The organism is Paenibacillus sp. JL3B1040, from assembly GCF_057063165.1.
Genome location: NZ_CM169317.1, coordinates 3,797,940 through 3,815,917, shown reverse-complemented (window position 1 = coordinate 3,815,917; position 17,978 = coordinate 3,797,940). Strand labels below are relative to the sequence as shown.

The following is a 17,978-nucleotide window of genomic DNA, read 5'->3' as shown; positions in this document are numbered from 1 at the left end:
CGGCTTTCTCCCTCTCCCGGATTGGCCTAAGCTTTACGCAAATCATCATTTGAATTGATTTTCGACAAATAGTTCGCCTTTATTATGGAGTTGAAGCTGTAGGAAAACAATCATTTTGTAGGATGTGACGGAAATCCTTCATAGCGGAAAAGCGGGGGAATTGCTTATGATTCGGTTTGTATGGTTTGACCTTGGCTATACCTTGGTCAAGACCAATCGCGAAGAAGTCTACTTACGGACGTTGGAGAAATTCGACTGCGTTAAAACTCTGGATGAAATCACCATGGCCTATCATCTGGCGGACAAGCTGTTTATGCGAGAGTTCCGGGGCGTCCTGGGAAAGGACGGAAGATCGTATTTGCCATGGTACATCGGCGTGTTGAACTACTACTTGGGCTTGGCCTTGCCGATCGAAGAGGTGCTGCAGGCGCAACGGACCATGGCGAAGGAAGCAGCGGCGGGCTGGAGCTGGAGCGCGTTCGATTTCAGCAAACCGACCCTGCGGTATTTAAGGGAGCTGGGGTACAAGGCGGGCCTGATCTCCAATTGGGACGGAACCGCCCGGGAGGTGCTCCGGCGGAACCGGCTGGATGAGGAACTCGACGTCATCGTAGTTTCCTCGGAGGTTGGCATGGAGAAGCCGGACCCGGCCATCTTCACGTACGCTTTGCAAAAAGCCGGCGTCACCGCGCAGCAGTCCTTATATGTCGGCGACAATTATTATGACGATTGCGTAGGCGCGCGCAAAGTCGGCATGGATTGCCTGCTGATCAATCCTTACGGCAAGCGGGGGATCGAGGAATTGGATGACGCGCGGGTGATTTCCGGGATCGATGAAGTTCCCGCTTACCTGGGACATCCCCCGGCTCCCCCGGCCGCCGGAGCAATCTATCGGGAGAGAATAAGCCATGCCGGCGATTGAAGAGCGCATCCGCGACAAGTTCGAAGCCTTAAGCCCGGGACAAAAAAGAGCGGCCCACTATCTTCAGAGCCATCTCCGCGAAGCCGCCCTGCAGTCCGCGCAAAAAATCGCCGAGAAATCCGGCGTCAGCGAAGCGACGGTGCACCGGCTGGCCCAAGCCCTGTCCTATTCCAGCTTCTCCGACATGCATCAGGATTTGCAGCGGATGGTCCTCCAGGATCGGCGGGCCGTGCATAACTTCATCCAGACCACGAGCCGGCAGGAGGAGTCGTGGCTGGAGAAGCATTTTGCCCAGGAGGCGGAAAATATTCGGCAAACGATGCTGCAGGTGGACAAGGCGCAAATTCATGAGGCGGCCGGTTTGCTGCTGCAAGCCGAGCGGATTTGGGTGGCCGGATGGAGAATGGGCTTGTCTGTAACCTCATTTTTCAGCTTTGTCATGAAATACATGCTGGGCAACTGCGAGTTGATCCCCCAGGGAAGCGTTGCGGAATACGCATCCTACATCAAACCCGGCGACGTCGTGTTCGCCTGCGGATTTCCGCGATATTGCTCCAAGACGCTGAAGCTGTCCAAACTGGCCAAAGAACAAGACGCCAAGGTGATTGCGCTGACCGACTCCGGCCTGTCTCCCTTCGCCAAGCTGGCCGATCTGACGCTGCTGGCGGAATGCAAATCCACCGGCTTTCTCGATTCCTATACCGCATCCCTGTCGGTGGTGAACGCCATCATCAACGAGATTTCCTATTTGGAGAAGGACCGGGTGGGGCGCAATCTCGAGCGGATGGAACTGATGTTTAAAGAGTTTCAGGACAGCTTCGAATGGATGCATAGAACGAAGTAGGCTTACGACCCAAACGTCGTCAGGGAAAGGAAAACGTATGGAGTTTACGGTGATTGGCTGTTGGGGGGCTTACCCCGCCAAAAATGAAGCAACCTCGGGATACTTGCTGCGGCACGCGGGCAGCGCGATAATGCTCGATTGCGGCAGCGGAGTTCTATCCAGGCTGCAAAACGAAATCGAGTTGGAGCAATTGGACGCCGTGTTTATTACGCATACGCATGCCGACCATTTCGCGGACGCGTATGCGCTGGAATTCGCCACGCTCGTTCTGACGCAGATCGGCAAACGCAATCGGCCGCTGGACGTGTACATCTACGGTGACGAGCTTGACGGACTGGCGTTTGCGTACCCCGATTACGTCAGGGTACATCCGATCGTTCCGGGACGAACGGTATCGGTCGGGGAGCTGACGTTGTCTTTTTCCGAGAATGTCCACGACGTTCCCTGCTGCGCCATCAAAATCACGTCTGCGGACGGCCGGTCGCTGGTGTATTCCGGGGATACGGGGTACTGTCAGAGCATCGTTGATTTGGCGGCGAACGCCGATTTGCTAGTGTTGGAAAGCAGCTTTTACGACTTCCAAAAGGGGGTGATGCGGGGGCATCTGACCGCCGGCGAGGCGGGGGAGATCGCCAGCTTGGCCAAGGCCGGGCAGCTGATTCTAACGCATTTTCCCCACTACGGGGACAGGCGCCAATTGGCGGCGGAGGCAGCCCGCAAATATGACGGTCCGGTAAGGTTGGCTTATTGCGGGATGAAGGTTGGCATTTGACGCACAAGACATACAGAAAATTTATTTAGGGAGAGGGGTAAACCGTAATGAAACTGAAGAACAACTTCGCTGCTGGCTTGTCCGTTTTGGCTCTGTTGGCCGTGATCGTTTCCGGTTGCGGGGGAGGCGCCCAGCCGGCGGGAACGGCGGACGGATCGACGACGGAGCCGCAGACGCAAACGCAGACGCCGGCTGCGGCGGAGAACGGGACGGAGAAAGCGAAGGAGGGCGGAACCGTCAGAGTAGCGATGGCCACGGAACCGGACAACCTGGATCCGTATTTATCGGCGGCCACGGATACCAGCTCGATGATGGACAACGTGTTCGACGGCTTGTTCGAAGCCGGAGAGAAGGGCGAATTGATCCCGGCCATCGCCGAATCCTACCAGGTCTCGGAGGACGGCTTGACTTATACGTTCAAGCTGAAGCAGGGCGTAACGTTTCACGACGGTTCCGCGCTGACCTCGGAGGACGTGGAGTACGCGTATGCCAAACTCGCCGGGCTGAACGGACAGGAGCCGCTCTCCTCGAAATTTTCCGGCGTCGTAAGCCTCGAATCGCCCGATGATCTTACGGTCATCGTCAAGCTCAAGGAGCGGGACGCTGCGTTCCTCGCCGCCAACATCGCCGCAATTGTGCCGAAAGACTACGAGAAGCAAAGCGAGCGGCCGATCGGAGCGGGGCCTTTCAAGTTTGCGGAATACCAACCGGGGCAGCAGCTGGTGCTGGAGAAAAACGAGCATTTTTATGACAAGGACCACGCGCCCAAGCTGGACCGGATCGAGTTTAAAATCATGCCCGACGCCAATTCGTCCGTCCTGGCGCTGCAAGCCGGCGATATCGACATGGTGCCCGGCATCGGCGAACAAGGCGTGCAGCAATTGGGCGACGGCTACACGATTGTATCCGGTCCGCAAAATATGGTCCAACTGATGGCCTTGAACAATTCGGTTAAACCGTTGGATGATCTGAAGGTACGCCAGGCCATCAATTATGCGATCGACAAGGACGTTATCATCCAGACGGTCGCCGACGGCAACGGCACCCAATTGGGCTCGAACATGAGTCCGGCCATGAAGCTGTATTATCAGGAAGGGCTGGATAACCGTTATACGCCGGACGCCGAGCAAGCGAAGCAGCTGTTGAAGGAAGCGGGGTACGAGAACGGGTTCGACCTGACCATCACGGTTCCTTCCAATTATCAATTTCATGTCGACACGGCGCAGGTGATCAGCGAGCAGCTTAAAAAAGTAGGGATTCGCGCAACCATCAAACAAATCGAATGGAGCAGCTGGCTTGAGGACGTCTACAACAACGCCAAATACGAAGCGACGATCATCGGTCTGACCGGCAAGCTGGACCCGCATGAAGTGCTGGGCAGATACGAAACGACCTATGCGAAAAATTTCTATAAATTCAGCAACGGCGAATTTGACGGTCTCGTAGGCCAGGCCCGCACGGAGCTGGATGAGAGCAAACGGGTCGACTTGTACAAGCAAGCGCAGACCATTCTGACCGATCAGGCGGTCGCCGTGTTCATCATGGACCCAAGCCGCAATGTGGCGATGAAGAAAAACCTGCACGGCTTCAAAATGTATCCCGTGCAAAAATACGATTTTGCCGCGATGTACTACACGGAAGAATAATTAGGGGAAATGTGCCTTGAGATTTTACATCCGCAAGCTGTTTACGCTGGCCGCTACGGTTTTGCTCGTCTCGGTGATCACCTTTCTCGTGTTCCAGGTTCTGCCGGGGGACCCCGCGCAAATCATTTTGGGGGTGGACGCCGATCCCCATCAGCTGGCGGCGCTTCGCCAAACGATGGGGCTGGACCGGCCCGCGGGCGAACGTTATCTGACCTGGATCCAAAGCGCCGCTTCCGGCGATCTCGGCGAGTCGCTGCGTTACCAGCGGCCGGTCGCGGATATTTTGGCGGAGCGGTTGCCGGTGACGGTATCGCTGGCGCTATTTTCCCTGGGATTGACCTTGTTCATCGGCCTTCCGCTCGGGATTTTCATCGCCAGACAGGACGGCAAGTGGCCGGCGGTATGGCTGTCGGCCCTGACCCAGCTCGGCGTGGCCGTACCGTCCTTTTGGCTGGCCTTTATACTGATTCTGGTTTTTTCCGTGACCTTCCGGCTGTTTCCGACCTACGGCTACGTGCCCTGGAGCGAGGATCCGGTCGGCGCGGTCCGCTCCTTGTTCTTGCCGTCCCTGGCCTTGGCGGTCCCCGGGATCGCCGTCGTGATCCGCTATTTGCGCAACACGCTGCTGGATCAAGCCCGCATGGATTACGTACGGACAGCCAGGAGCAAGGGGTTGCGCGAGAAGGCCGTCATGTACCGCCATATTTTGCGCAATGCGCTGATTCCGGTCGTGACGATCATCGGTCTGCTGATCGCCGATACTCTGGGGGGCAGCATTGTGGTGGAGAACGTGTTCGCCCTTCCGGGCCTCGGGAATTTGCTGATCACGTCGATCGGCACCCGGGATTTGCCGCTGGTGCAGACGCTCGTGTTATATATCGCCATTTTGGTGGTCGGCATCAATTTTATCGTGGATCTGCTTTACAAAGCGATCGATCCCCGCATTCGACTGAAAAGGTGAGAGGGCGATGAAGCTAAAACGATGGCTCCAAAGCAAACCGCTGATGATCGGCGGATCTCTGGTCATGTTGTTGCTGCTGTTCATGCTGACGGGAGTGTTCTATACCCCGCATGAACCGAATGAGATGAATACCGCCATGCGGCTCGCTCCCCCGCAGCCGGCTTATTGGTGGGGGACCGACAACTTTGGGCGGGATATTTTCAGCCGGATCATGGAGGGGACGCAGACGGCTTTCCTGATCGGAGCCACTTCCGTTTCCATCGGGCTGGCGTGCGGGCTGATCATCGGGGCTGCGGCCGGCTACTTTGGCGGCTTTGTGGATGAGGCGATCATGCGCCTCATCGACGCGACGCAGGCGTTTCCGGGAATTCTGCTGGCGATCATGCTCGTATCCGTGTTCGGTCCGGGATTGAACAATACGATCCTGGCCCTGGGGTTGATGAGCATTCCCTCGTTTTCACGGATCGCCCGCAGCGGCTTTATCCAGTATAAGGAGTTCGATTTTGTCAAAGCGTCCGTGGCCAAAGGGGCGGGGCCTTTGCGGATTATGATCCGGCATATTTTGCCCAATATGGTATCGCCCCTCATTGTCGCGGCGTCGCTGGGGTTTTCCGGATCGGTGCTGGCCGAAGCCGGATTGAGTTACCTCGGGCTCGGCGTACAGCCGCCCGATCCAAGCTGGGGCCGGATGCTGAGCGAAGCCCAGCCGTATATCATCAACGCCCCCTGGTATGTTCTGATCACCGGCGCGGTCATCACGACGATGGTGCTTGGGTTTAATCTGCTGGGGGACGGCATTCGGGATATTTATGACAAGAAAGGCTGAAGCCCGTTCAAAAAGCCATCATGAATTCAGCCTCACTTAGGTTCCAGCAAGCTAACGGACACCAGAAATGCGAATCGTCCGCTTTTTGGTCTTCTCCGATTGTAACGGACTGAGGAAACCTTATTTCGGACAAAAGCAGTTAAATGGTCACGATGAGAGCCCAATAAGGTCTCTGGAGTCCGTTACAGCGGGAAATAGTCGAGAAATGAGCAAATAAGGTCATTACGGTCCGTTAACTAACTTTTTGAACATTCATTTAAAGGGGGAGAGGGATGGACACGGCATTGTTGGAAATGCGGGGCTTGAACGTGGATTTTTCCGCCGGCAAGGCCAGCTATTCGGCGCTCCGGGACATTTCGTTCGATCTGAAGGAACGGGAGGTGCTCGGGATCGTCGGGGAATCCGGATGCGGCAAAAGCTTGACCTCTTTATCCGTCATGGGGCTATTGCCTCGAGGAGCCGCGGTTTCCGGCGGGGACATCCTTTTGAACGGGAAGAGCCTTCGCGAATTAAGCGAGGAGGAGTGGTGCCGGGTTAGGGGCAAGCAGGCGGCGATGATTTTTCAGGACCCGATGACGGCTTTGAACCCGCTTGTTCCGATCGGCCGCCAGATCGCCGAACCGGCGCGTACCCATCTGCCCGTTTCCCGCAAAGAAGCGGACCGCTTGGCCCTCGAGATGATGGAACGGGTCGGGCTGCCCCGCGCGGAACGGCTCTTTCGCCAATACCCGCATCAGTTGTCCGGAGGCATGCGGCAGCGGGTCATGATCGCGATGGCGCTGATTTGCCGGCCGCAGCTGCTGATCGCCGACGAGCCGACGACCGCGCTGGACGTTACCATCCAGGCGCAAATATTGGACCTGCTCCGCGGCATGAAGGCGGAGACCGGCGCGGCGATGATCTTTATCTCTCATGATTTGGGCGTCATTCGGGAAATCAGCGACCGGGTTATCGTGATGTATGCCGGCCATGTCGTGGAGGAGGCGCCGGTGGACGAGCTTTTGGAGCGCCCGAGACATCCCTATACGGTCGGCCTGATCAACTCCATTCCCGACATCGATCACAAAGACAAGCCGCTGTATACGATACCGGGACGCGTCCCTTCCCTGGCCGAACGCCGGCAAGGTTGTCCGTTTGCCGGCCGCTGTCCCCATGCCGAGCGCGTTTGCGAGCTCCATGTGCCGCAGCTCGAACGGCAGGCGGATAACCACTTGGTGCGCTGTCACTTGTATTCGGCAGCGGGAATGGAGGCGGACCGATGAACGGGGCATTGATCGAGGTCGAAGGGCTGGCCAAATATTATCCCGTACCGCGGCAAGGACTGTGGGAACATCGGCAATACGTCAAGGCGGTGGACGGCGTGTCGTTTGCGATCGGCGAAGGCGAAACCTTCGGCCTGGTCGGGGAAAGCGGCTGCGGCAAATCGACGACCGGCCAAATGCTGATCCGGCTGCTGGAGCGGACGAAAGGAAGCGTTCGTTATCGCGGAACGGAAATTACGGGGCTGGACCGGCGAGAGATGAGAACGCTGCGCCGGGAGCTGCAAATCGTGTTTCAAGATCCGTACGCTTCTTTGAATCCGAGGAAGCCAATCGGCTGGATTTTGGAGGAACCGCTCATCATTCACCGCATCGGGGACAAGCGGGAGCGGAAGAAAATCGTGGCTGAGGCTCTGGAACAAGTCGGTCTGGACAACAGCCATTTGAAGCGTTATCCGCATGAATTAAGCGGCGGCCAAAGGCAACGCGTCGGGATCGCTTCGGCGCTCGTGCTGAATCCCAAATTCGTCGTCATCGACGAAGCGGTGTCCGCCCTGGACGTCTCGATTCAATCGCAAATCCTCAATCTGCTCAAGGAGCTGCAGCAAAGGCACGGCCTGACGTATCTGTTCATTTCCCACGATTTGAACGTCGTCCAGTATATGAGCGACCGGATTGGGGTGATGTATTTGGGGAAAATGGTGGAGATCCTCGATGCCCGGAAATCGGGAATGGAGCCGCAGCACCCGTATACCCAAGCGTTGTTTTCGGCGATCCCCCGCGTGAAAGCGCAGGACCGGGAACGGATTTTGCTCCAAGGGGACCTGCCAAGCCCGATCAAACCGCCGGATGGCTGCGCGTTTCACCCCCGATGCCCCTACGCGACGGACAAATGCAGGCAGGTGGTGCCCGAGTTGAAGCCGATTGCAGCAGGGAACCTGGTGAGCTGTCACTTACATGGAGGAGGAGATGACTGATGAACATCGGAGTGATTTCGGATCTGCACGTCGATTTGAACGACCTGCCCGAAGACAGGCCGATTGAAGTAGCTTTGCTGGAAGTCGTCAGGGAGCGCGGGCTGGATCATCTGATTATCGCCGGGGACATTTCGAACGATGTGCGCCTTAGCTTGAAAGTGCTCCACTGGCTGCGAGAGGCGAGCGGCATCCCGGTGCTGTTCGTTCCCGGCAATCATGATTATTGGAGCAAGGAGAACGGAATCAAAGATACGTGGGAGATTTACCGGCAATTTCAAACGTTTGCCGGCTGCCTGAGCGAACGGCCCTATGGGCTGGATGGCGATTGGGTCGTCGTTGGCAATTCGGGATGGTACGATTACACGCTGGGCGAGAGCAAGTACGGATTCGCCGACTTCGAGCGGATGAAGACGCCGGACCGGACGTGGCAGGACAGCCTGTTCGTCGATTGGGGAAGAAGCAACCGCGATATCCACCGCTATTTTTACGAGGCGCTGGAGCGGGAGCTTGTGGAACATCGGGGCAAACGGATCATCATGGTCACCCATATGTTGGGGCATCCTCACTTTAAAGTGCCGATGCCGCATCCGCAGTGGGAGTATTTCAACGCTTTTCTGGGCAGTGCGGAATATGCGGATTTATATGCCGCATACGGCGTGCGTTACGCCGTGATGGGACATGTCCATTACCGGAAAAGACATATCGAACGGGGGACGGAGATGATTTGCGCTTGCCTGGGTTACCGGAAAGAATGGAAACAGGCAGCCGCCGTGGATGAAATCCGGAGCTGCCTGCAGGTGATTTCCGTTTAAGAAGACTTTTTGAACATCCCCTTTAAATAATTATCTTGCCATCCATCCCCCGTCGACGCAGAGGATATGGCCGTTCAGATAATCCGAAGCGGCGGAGGCGAGGAATACGGCCGGTCCCTTCACATCCTCCGGCGTCCCCCAACGTTCGGCGGGAATACGGTCCGTAATCGAAGCCTTCCGGTTCTCGTCGGCGCGGATTGGCGCCGTATTGTCGGTAGCCATGTAACCGGGGGCGATCGCGTTCACTTGCAGGCCATGGGCAGCCCATTCGTTGGCGAACGCTTTGGTCAGCCCGGCGACACCGTGCTTGCTGGCGGTATACCCCGGCACATTGATGCCGCCTTGATAGGAGAGCATCGAGCAGATATTGATGATTTTGCCGCTGCCGCGTTCGAGCATATGGCGTCCGGCGATTTGCGACAGTAAAAATACGGTGTTCAGATTGAGGTTGATAACGTCGAACCAGTCTTTTTCGCTGTGGTCCTTGGCCGGCGTCCGGCGGATAATTCCCGCGTTATTGACCAAAATTTCGATATGTCCCGTCAACTTGAGCGCTTCGTCAAAGGTTTCCTGCAGCTTGCCGTGGTCGCTTAAGTCAACGATGATTTCCGCAGCTCTTCTCCCCAAGGCTTCGATTTTGCCGACCGTCTCCGCGCTGGTGCTCAGCGAAGCGCTAACGACGTCCGCCCCCGCTTCCGCCAGTCCGACGGCGATCCCTTGGCCAAGGCCGCCTGCGGCTCCGGTAACCAAAGCCGTTTTTCCCGATAAATCGAACAGTTTCATGAGTAATCCACTCTCCCTATTGGTTAATTCGTTCATTTGGATGCAAATTCGATCTTTACGCCGGCGCGTTCGTACTGCTGCGCGGTCTCGGCAGACAAGCCGCTATCGGTGATGATGTGCGTCAGTTCGCTTAGCGAAGCGAAGGTGCGAAGCGCCGTCTGCCCGAACTTGTGATGGTTCATGACGGCGATTGCCTCGCGGGACGTTTCGATCAATGCCCGCTTGAAGTCGATCAAATCGCCGGTATAAATCGACAGCCCGTGTTCCGGGTGAATGCCGGTCGCCGAGATAAAGGCTTTTTGGATGTTCAACTGGCGGACGTACGCCGCCGACTCCGGACCGGCCAGCATATTGCGGACGCGGTAGCCTCCGGGCACGACGAGACGTATCTGGTCTTTGGCCGCCAGTTCGCTGATGATGTACACGTCGTTCGTTATGACGGTCAGTGGACGGTTCTCCAGCCGCCGGGCAATCTCCAGCGTCGTGCTGCCGCCGTCCAACGCGATGATATCGCCCTCCTGAATATGATTTAAGGCAAGGCGGGCGATTTCGCTTTTCTCCTCGGCGTGTCTGGCCAGCGGCTCCCTGGACGGCAGGATGCCGTATTGGTCGCTTTGAGCGAGCATGGCTCCGCCGTGCACGCGCACCAGCAGCCCCTGCTCCTCCAGCTTGGCGAGATCCTCCCGGATCGTCTTGCCGGTCACGCCCAGGCTCTCGCTTAATTCCGCCACCGTCACTTCTTTGTGCGTCAGCAGAACCTCCATGATTTTTTCGTAGCGCCGAATCTGGTTCATGTTACCTCAAGTCTTTCATTGCGACGGCGTCCATGTCCGAATACTGCTTGTTGTCGCCGGCCATTCCCCAAATAAAGGTATAATTGCTCGTGCCGACGCCGCTATGGATCGACCAGCTCGGCGAAATGACGGCTTGCTCGTTGCGCATGACGATATGTCGGGTTTCGTTCGGTTCGCCCATCAAATGGAAGACGACGGCATCCTCCGCCAAATCGAAATACATGTAGGCTTCCATGCGGCGCGGATGGACATGGGCCGGCATCGTGTTCCACATGTTGCCGGTCTTGAGCTGGGTCATCCCCATGACGAGCTGGGAGCTTTGAAGGCCATTCTCGTGAATGAACCGATGGATCGTCCGCTCGTTGGAATTTTCGATCGAGCCCAGCGCTCCGGATTCGGCTTCCGCCAGCGTCGTTTTGGCCGTAGGGAACTCCTTGTGCGCCGGAGCCGAATTCAAATAGAACTTGGCCGGTTTGGCCGCATCTTTGCTTCGGAAGATGACTTCGCGCGAGCCCTTGCCGACATACAAGCAATCCTTGTGATTCAGCTCGTATTCCGTACCGTCGACGACGATCGATCCCGGCCCGCCGACGTTAATGGCCCCAAGCTCGCGCCGTTCGAGGAAGTAGGCGACCCCCAGCTCCTTGAGATCCGTTTCCAGCTTGACGTCCTGCCGCACCGGAGCGGCACCGCCGACGATCAGCCGATCTTCGTGCGTAAGCACGAGTTCCAGGCGATCCGGCGTAAACAGCGTCGGGATGTGAAATTCCCTGCGCAGCCGATCCGTATCGAATTGCTTGACTTCATTGGGATGCGAGGCGTAACGACGTTCCATGTAAAATCTCTCCTTTTTACGTTCGTTTTGGTGTATAATGTTCATATACGTTCACATTAATCCATTTCAGTTCATTTGACAAGGGGCGTTTTTGATGAATCAGTATCGGTCAAGAATGGAGGAAATCGTCCGAAAAGCGGCCGGGTATGCGTGGCGGCAGCCGCTCTTGCCCAGCGGGTTGTGGTTTCATGGCGATATCCGGGATAACTTTTATTACGCTTCCTATTTGTTTGCGGCAGCCGTTCATCCGGACGAGGCGCCGCCGTTCGACCGTACGGAAGGGCGGCGGCGGGCCGAACGGGTGCTGCTGCGCGTGCTGGAGCTGCAGGACCGGGAGGCGGCGAGCCCGACGTACGGCCATTGGCCGCTGGGATTGGACCCGGCGCCGGAGCTGGCCGCGCCGCATGTGCTGCCGGTGGAGCTGATGGGAAGCCTCATGGCGTATTTCGTTGAGACCTACGGGAAGCACTTGAGCCCGGAGTTGGCCGCGCGTTTCGAGGAAGCCTTGTCCCATGTGTACCGCAGCGGTTTTTATCGTAAGCCTTTGCGGGATTACGGACATCATGAAGCCAAATATACGGCCGCGAAGCTGATCTTCGGGCAGCGGCAGGGGGATGCGGCTTTGTTCGCGGACGGAAGGGAGAGCCTCCGGCAAACGCTGGCCCATATTCGCCTTGAGGGTATGGCCGAATACGGCGCCTTGCCCTGGTTCTGGCATTGGATCCAGGCGTTCACCTGCGCCTGGATGCTGGTGGACGATGTTGAGGTCAAGGCGGAGCTTGGCGAAATGCTGGACCACCTCTGGTTCGTCCGGGCTGTCTATTATTTCAAAGGAGCCTGGGTCGGGGCCCACGCCCGAGGTTGGCCGCATGATGCGCCGCGGGACGCCAACGTCCTGCACGATTATGTGCAATTCGGCGATTTTGAGCTGCCGAATAAGATGCCGCGCACGGAGTACGCCGGGTTCCTCTTTTACGAAGCGCCTGCGGGCGCCCGTATCCGGGCGCTGGAGCGGAAGGAAGCGAGCGAGTCCCGAATGGCTCTTCTTAAAGAGATCGGCGGTGTGAAGCAACGCCTCCATTCTTATGCTTACATGACCGGCCAATTCGCGGTCGGGGGGATGTGGGAGAGGGTCGAGGAATTCGACAACGAGCAGTTGCGCTGGCTCTACAGCTTGCCGATTCGCGGGGAGAAGGGGAATCAGCTGTACTTCTTCCATCCCGGCAAAGGTTATGATCCTGCAGGAACGGACCCGCGCCATCAAAGCGAGTGGACCGAGGTGCTGTATCATCGTAGCGCCGTCTTGGCGGTTTACTCGCTGCCGGAGGACGTGCCCGGACGGATTCTCGGCGTGCTTCCGGAAGGAGAATGGCGGTTTACGGCGAAAGGTATATTCGGAAGGGTTGAAGAAACGTATTTTGCCGTGTATGTGTCGGTGGCTTATCGGGTGCGGGAGCGGGACGGTTATCTGCTAGTGGAGGCGGACGGACGGCGTGTGGGGATCGTGGTTGAAGCGGTCGGCGTTCCGGAAGCAAACAGGCGAGGGATTGCGGGTCTTGACGAGTTCGTATCGGCCTTGATGTCCCGTTCGCCCCGCTTTGAAGGAGACGGCGGGGCGGGAAGAATCGGCGCATCGTATACTTCGTACGCCGAGGCAGCCGTGCTTACCCTTAGCGTGGAAGGCCCCGGGCTTCCGGGGGATCGGCGCGTGAATGGCGAGAACGTCGTTTTGGAATCTTATTCTTTGCCGTTGGAATTCTAATGGACAACGTGGGAAAGAGGGTTGAAGGATGAAAAAACTGCAGCTCGTCCAAAAAATCTTGCAAGAGGGCGTCGTCGCCGTGCTGCGAGGCGAAACCCCGGAGGAAGTCGTGCAAATGGCCGAGCAGGCCATTGCCGGCGGCATCAAGGTTATCGAAGTGACGATGACGATTCCGTTCGCTTTGCGGGCAATCGAGCAATTGGCCCGCAAATACGCTTGGGATGCCGAGGAGGAATCCCGTTACGCGATCATCGGCGTCGGCACCGTGCTTGATCCCGAAACGGCGAGGGCTGCCATTCTGAGCGGCGCCGAATTCGTGGTTGGCCCGTCCTTGAACCGCGATACGGTGATGTTGTGCAACAGATACCGCATCCCGGTCATGCCCGGGTGCATGACGATCAAGGAAATCCAGGAGGCTCTGGAGCTGGGGGCGGACATCGTCAAGCTGTTCCCGGGCAACCTGTACGACCCGTCGATGATCAAAGCGGTCAAGGGTCCGCTGCCGCAAGCGAATATCATGCCGACCGGCGGGGTCACGCTTTCGAATCTCGGCGAATGGATCCGAGCCGACGCGGTGGCCGTCGGCATCGGCTCGGACTTGACGAACGAAGCCGTGAAGCGGAACGACCTGTCGCTGATCGCCCGGAAGGCCGCGGCCTATAAGGCGGAGTTCTTGAAGGCCAAGGGATAATTTCAAACCAAGCTTAGTCAAAACAATAAAATGGCGAGGAGGAGTTAACGTGGATCTTGGATTGCAAGGAAAGCGGGCGATCATCACCGGAGGCAGCAAAGGCATCGGCTTTGCCTCGGCCCTTGCGCTTGCTGCGGAAGGGGCCCGTGTGGCCATCGTCGCGCGGAATGCCGGGCCGCTGCAGGAGGCCGCCGAGGCTATCCGGGTGAAGACCGGGACCGAGCCGCTCGTCCTCGTCGCCGACGTCGCTTCGCGCGAAGAAGCGCGTCTTGCCGTGGAGCAGGCGGCCGAGCATTTTGGCGGCCTCGACATTCTCGTGAACAATGCCGGCACATCCGCAGCGGCGCCGTTTGAGCAGGTCGATGCCGACGCTTGGACGGCCGACTTGGATCTTAAGCTGTTTGGCGCGGTGAATTTCGCGCGGGCGGCAGTTCCGCACCTGCGGGAAGCCGGCGGCGGCGCGATCCTCAACGTTACAGCGGTTGGCGGCAAGACGCCGGGCGCTTCTTCGCTGCCTACTTCGGTCAGCCGGGCGGCCGGCCTGGCTTTGACGAAGGCGATGAGCAAGGACCTGGCGCGCGATCGCATCCGCGTCAACGCCGTTTGCATCGGCTTGATCCGCAGCGACCAAATCGAGCGCAAATGGCGCCAGACGGCGCCCGAGCTAACATGGGAGCAATTCGCCACCGATCCGCGCCACGGTATTCCGCTTGGGCGGATCGGTCAGGCCGAGGAGGCGGCAAAGGTCATCGCGTTCCTGGTTTCGGACGCGGCGTCTTACGTGACCGGCACGGCGGTCAACATCGACGGGGGCGCCGCGGCGGTGTTGTAGCCCGGCTGTGGCGGAGCGATATGCTATTGGAAGATCATCAAGCTGATCGTCAATAATGGACGATCAGCTTTTTTATACTTCGAGGGACATAGGCTGGCCGGACGCTTTGCAGGATGATCCCCTTTAATCAGATCGCCCAGATCGCCGAAAACTGGAGAAGAGCTCGCCTCACTCCGGCCCCCTTACCCGCGAGTCCCCCCTGAATGAAAGGGATAATCGTGCAAAGGCAGGCAGCATAGGGGACATCAAGGCATGCATACGATGTTCGTCCCCGGAGATAATAGAAAAAAAAGGAAAGTGGGGAAAAGCATGCCGATCGATCTGGAACCGCCGGGATCGGAACGAGCGGCGATCGCCCAGGTCGCGGCGGTATTTATCGAAGATATGCACCGGCATTTGGGGGACAGTCCCGATATCATTTATCGGCAAATGATGGCGGGTCATTCCCGTTCCGTCGTCGTGTTTATCGAAGGGTTGGCGGAACCGCGTCATTTGATCGAAGCGATGATGGAGAGTGATCATCCGCCAGTAGGCCGGGAGGAAGGGGCGCCCGCCGATCATCTGAAGTTTCTGCGGGAGCGGCTGATCCCGTTCGGACAAGTGTCGGAGGTCGGATCTTATGGGGAAGCGGCCGCCAACCTTTTATCCGGCGACACGATCGTTTATGTCGAAGGGGCTCCACTGACGTTGAGCGTCGGAACGCGCGAACTGAAGCAACGCGGCGTGGAGGAGGCCACCTCGCAATCGGTGGTTCGCGGGCCGCGGGAGGGCTTTAACGAATCGCTGCGGGACAATACGGCGCTGGTGCGGAGAAGGATCCAGAACCCGAAGCTGCGTTTGGAGCAGCGAAAAATGGGCGAGAAGACGCAAACCGACGTGGCCATCATGTATTTGGAAGGAAGCGCCGACCCTGAAGTGCTGGAGGAGCTGCGAAGAAAGCTGGACGAAATCAAACTCGACAGCGTGCTGGAAGGCAATTATATCGAGGAGATGATTCAAGACCGGCGATATTCGCCGTTTCCGACGGTATACAATTCCGAACGCCCCGACGTCATCGCCTCGGCGCTGCTGGAAGGACGGATCGCGATTTTCGTGGAAGGCACGCCTTTTGTCCTGGTGGTTCCGGCGTTGTTTGCGCAATTTTTTCAATCCAACGAGGATTATTACCAGCGCGGCGATTTTGCCAGCCTGGTTCGTCTTTTGCGCTATCTCTGCTTCGGCATCGCGATGTTGACGCCTTCGGCGTATATCGCGATTACCACCTTCCACCAAGAGATGATTCCTACCAATTTGCTGATGAGCCTTATTGGACAACGGGAGGGCGTTCCATTTCCAGCATTTATCGAAGCCGTGATCATGGAGGTCACTTTTGAAATTTTGCGGGAAGCGGGCATCCGACTTCCGAAATCGATCGGCCAATCGGTATCCATCGTGGGAACGCTGGTCATCGGCCAAGCCGCCGTGGAAGCGGGACTCGTCTCCGCCGCGATGGTCATCGTCGTATCCATTACCGCCATCGCCAACTTTGCGCTGCCGGCCTTTAATGTGGGCATTTCCGCGCGCATGCTGCGTTTCCTCTTGATGGGAATTGCCGCGTCGTTTGGCTTGTATGGGATTATTATCTCCATGATCGTATTGGGATTGCATTTGTGCAGCTTGGAATCGCTGGGAGTCCCCTATATGACTTCGGTTGCCCCGTTTCGTTGGAAGGCCCAGAAGGACACGTTGCTGCGATTGCCTCGGCGGACGGCGAAAAAATTTTTTGAACGGGATGGTCGGTCATGAGGGAACGAATCGTGATTGCGGCGCTTCTGCTCGCGGGGTTAACCGTATTGCCCGGGTGCTGGAGCAAAAAGGAACTGAACGAGCTGGCGGTGGTGATGGCGCTGGGGATCGATCACGATCGGGAGGGTTACGCGGTATCCGCCCAGGTCATGAATTCGAGCGAGGTTGGCTCCCAGCAGCGGAGTTCCATCGGAAGTTCGCCGGTGATTACCTATACGGCGGTAGGCAAGACGATTCCCGATGCGCTCCAGCGAATGCTGGAACTGACCCCACGCATGTTGTATTTATCCCATTTGCGCGTCCTCGTATTCGGCGAGGATATGGCGCGGCGGGGCGTCAGCGACGCGTTGGATTTCATCTCGCGCAACCGTCAGCTGCGTACGGATTTTTATATTCTGGTGGCGAAAGGCATGAGGGCTACGGACATCCTCCAGGTGGTGACTCCGTTTGAGCATATTCCTGCCAATTCGCTGTATTCCTCCATTCTGGTCTCCAATAAAAAATCGGCGGCCATGGGGAAGATCACGCTTCAGCAATTTATCACCGAGATGGACCGCAGCGGCTCCAATCCCGTATTGTCCGGCGTTGAGATTCAAGGCCCGCGGCAAACCGGGAACGATTTGGATAACGTGAGGCGAATCAAGCCGGAAACCATTCTGAAGAATGCGGGGCTGGCCGTATTCGTGAAGGATCGCCTTGTTGGCTGGTTGGGGGAGTCCGGCAGCAAATCGGCCAACTACGTATTGAATAAAGTGGAGATGACCGCGGGGAATGTACCTTGCCCGGGAGGAGGCATCATTGGCGTGGAAATTACGAATGCGAAAAGCGCGTTTGACGTCAAGCTGGCGCGGGACGGACGCCCCGAGTTTTTGGTGCGTTTGAAGCTGGATGCGAATATCAATGCGGCGCAATGCAATTTGGATTTAAGCAAGCCCTCCAACGTTGAAGATATTGAAAAAAAACTGGCAAGCAAACTGACGACGAATGTGGAGCGAAACATTCAGGACATTCAGCGGAAATACGGGGCCGATATTTTTGGATTGGGTGAAGCGCTGCACCGTAAATATCCGAAGGTGTGGAACAATTACAGGGGCCATTGGGAGGACAGCTTCCGTACGATGAAGGTGCAGGTTCTTTCCGAGGTAAAAATCCGGCGCATCGGTTCGGTCATCCAACCCGAGCGAAGGGAGATGGAGCTTCGTTGATCTGGGAGATCGGCATATTGCTGGTGCTGGCTGCAGCGGGAGCTGCCAGTACGCCGAAATTGCTTAAATTGCGGTCCAAACGGGATCTAATTGTGTTTTGCATGATATGGGGGATAGCCGTGGCCGGCATAATAAACGACCTGGCCGAAGGACCCGAGTACAGGCCGCTCGATTGGATTCGAGCCGTTATGGCGCCGCTCGGCTTTATGAACCCTTGATTCTTGTTCAAAGTTGGGAGCGATCCGATGCGAGCTAAGCCCCTCTCTCCAAGG

At 57.4% G+C, this 17,978-nt stretch carries 18 protein-coding genes; 15 read left to right on the top strand and 3 right to left on the bottom strand.

Features of this window, described 5'->3' with window-relative positions; translation table 11 throughout:
• The first annotated feature begins 166 nt into the window (after nucleotides 1–166).
• From ACZF99_RS17315 to ACZF99_RS17275, 9 genes are all read left to right on the top strand, one after another.
• Nucleotides 167–922, top strand: a complete 756-nt coding sequence (locus ACZF99_RS17315) for an HAD family hydrolase (protein WP_483606313.1) — start codon at nucleotides 167–169, stop codon at nucleotides 920–922.
• Complete coding sequence (locus ACZF99_RS17310) at nucleotides 909–1,766, top strand: MurR/RpiR family transcriptional regulator (RefSeq protein ID WP_483606312.1); 858 nt, start codon at nucleotides 909–911, stop codon at nucleotides 1,764–1,766. The genes ACZF99_RS17315 and ACZF99_RS17310 overlap by 14 nt, the downstream gene beginning before the upstream one ends.
• Nucleotides 1,767–1,803: 37 nt before the next feature.
• Entirely contained in the window at nucleotides 1,804–2,538 is a 735-nt protein-coding gene (locus ACZF99_RS17305; protein ID WP_483606311.1) for an MBL fold metallo-hydrolase, read from the top strand.
• 47 nt (nucleotides 2,539–2,585) lie between these two features.
• Nucleotides 2,586–4,184, top strand: a complete 1,599-nt coding sequence (locus tag ACZF99_RS17300) for an ABC transporter substrate-binding protein (protein WP_483606310.1) — start codon at nucleotides 2,586–2,588, stop codon at nucleotides 4,182–4,184.
• Between the two features lie 16 nt (nucleotides 4,185–4,200).
• Nucleotides 4,201–5,145: an ABC transporter permease gene (locus ACZF99_RS17295; protein ID WP_483606309.1), complete on the top strand. Its 945-nt coding sequence runs from the start codon at nucleotides 4,201–4,203 to the stop codon at nucleotides 5,143–5,145.
• A gap of 7 nt (nucleotides 5,146–5,152) precedes the next feature.
• On the top strand, nucleotides 5,153–5,971 hold the full coding sequence (locus ACZF99_RS17290; protein WP_483606308.1) for an ABC transporter permease: 819 nt from the start codon (nucleotides 5,153–5,155) through the stop codon (nucleotides 5,969–5,971).
• Between the two features lie 272 nt (nucleotides 5,972–6,243).
• The gene (locus tag ACZF99_RS17285) at nucleotides 6,244–7,233 is read left to right on the top strand and encodes an ABC transporter ATP-binding protein (protein ID WP_483606307.1); all 990 of its coding nucleotides are present in this window, start codon (nucleotides 6,244–6,246) and stop codon (nucleotides 7,231–7,233) included.
• Nucleotides 7,230–8,207 (top strand): ABC transporter ATP-binding protein, encoded by a 978-nt coding sequence (locus ACZF99_RS17280; protein WP_483606306.1) that lies wholly within the window; start codon nucleotides 7,230–7,232, stop codon nucleotides 8,205–8,207. Before ACZF99_RS17285 ends, ACZF99_RS17280 begins: the two co-directional genes overlap by 4 nt.
• A complete protein-coding gene (locus ACZF99_RS17275; protein ID WP_483606305.1) occupies nucleotides 8,207–9,019 on the top strand; it encodes a metallophosphoesterase in 813 nt (270 codons plus the stop codon). The genes ACZF99_RS17280 and ACZF99_RS17275 overlap by 1 nt, the downstream gene beginning before the upstream one ends.
• 30 nt (nucleotides 9,020–9,049) lie before the next feature.
• Here the strand turns inward: ACZF99_RS17275 and kduD are convergent, their stop codons facing one another.
• From kduD to kduI, 3 genes are read right to left on the bottom strand one after another with little or no spacing between them, the layout of a single operon-like run.
• The gene (gene kduD / locus ACZF99_RS17270; RefSeq protein ID WP_483606304.1) at nucleotides 9,050–9,802 is read right to left on the bottom strand and encodes a 2-dehydro-3-deoxy-D-gluconate 5-dehydrogenase KduD; all 753 of its coding nucleotides are present in this window, start codon (nucleotides 9,800–9,802) and stop codon (nucleotides 9,050–9,052) included.
• Between the two features lie 32 nt (nucleotides 9,803–9,834).
• Nucleotides 9,835–10,596, bottom strand: coding sequence for a DeoR/GlpR family DNA-binding transcription regulator (locus ACZF99_RS17265; protein ID WP_483606303.1), 762 nt, complete (start codon nucleotides 10,594–10,596; stop codon nucleotides 9,835–9,837).
• Nucleotide 10,597: 1 nt separating this feature from the next.
• Nucleotides 10,598–11,431 (bottom strand): 5-dehydro-4-deoxy-D-glucuronate isomerase, encoded by an 834-nt coding sequence (kduI, locus tag ACZF99_RS17260; protein WP_483606302.1) that lies wholly within the window; start codon nucleotides 11,429–11,431, stop codon nucleotides 10,598–10,600.
• Nucleotides 11,432–11,525: 94 nt separating this feature from the next.
• Between kduI and ACZF99_RS17255 the strand changes: the two genes are divergently transcribed.
• The 6 genes from ACZF99_RS17255 to ACZF99_RS17230 all read left to right on the top strand — a co-directional run bounded on the left by ACZF99_RS17255 (nucleotide 11,526) and on the right by ACZF99_RS17230 (nucleotide 17,924).
• Nucleotides 11,526–13,193, top strand: a complete 1,668-nt coding sequence (locus tag ACZF99_RS17255) for a hypothetical protein (protein ID WP_483606301.1) — start codon at nucleotides 11,526–11,528, stop codon at nucleotides 13,191–13,193.
• A 28-nt stretch (nucleotides 13,194–13,221) separates the two neighbouring features.
• Complete coding sequence (locus ACZF99_RS17250) at nucleotides 13,222–13,884, top strand: bifunctional 2-keto-4-hydroxyglutarate aldolase/2-keto-3-deoxy-6-phosphogluconate aldolase (protein WP_483606300.1); 663 nt, start codon at nucleotides 13,222–13,224, stop codon at nucleotides 13,882–13,884.
• A 49-nt stretch (nucleotides 13,885–13,933) separates the two neighbouring features.
• On the top strand, nucleotides 13,934–14,716 hold the full coding sequence (locus ACZF99_RS17245; protein WP_483606299.1) for an SDR family NAD(P)-dependent oxidoreductase: 783 nt from the start codon (nucleotides 13,934–13,936) through the stop codon (nucleotides 14,714–14,716).
• 309 nt (nucleotides 14,717–15,025) lie between these two features.
• Nucleotides 15,026–16,501: a spore germination protein gene (locus ACZF99_RS17240; RefSeq protein ID WP_483606298.1), complete on the top strand. Its 1,476-nt coding sequence runs from the start codon at nucleotides 15,026–15,028 to the stop codon at nucleotides 16,499–16,501.
• Nucleotides 16,498–17,706, top strand: coding sequence for a Ger(x)C family spore germination protein (locus tag ACZF99_RS17235; protein ID WP_483606297.1), 1,209 nt, complete (start codon nucleotides 16,498–16,500; stop codon nucleotides 17,704–17,706). Before ACZF99_RS17240 ends, ACZF99_RS17235 begins: the two co-directional genes overlap by 4 nt.
• On the top strand, nucleotides 17,703–17,924 hold the full coding sequence (locus tag ACZF99_RS17230) for a hypothetical protein (protein ID WP_483606296.1): 222 nt from the start codon (nucleotides 17,703–17,705) through the stop codon (nucleotides 17,922–17,924). Before ACZF99_RS17235 ends, ACZF99_RS17230 begins: the two co-directional genes overlap by 4 nt.
• The last annotated feature ends 54 nt before the right edge of the window (nucleotides 17,925–17,978 follow it).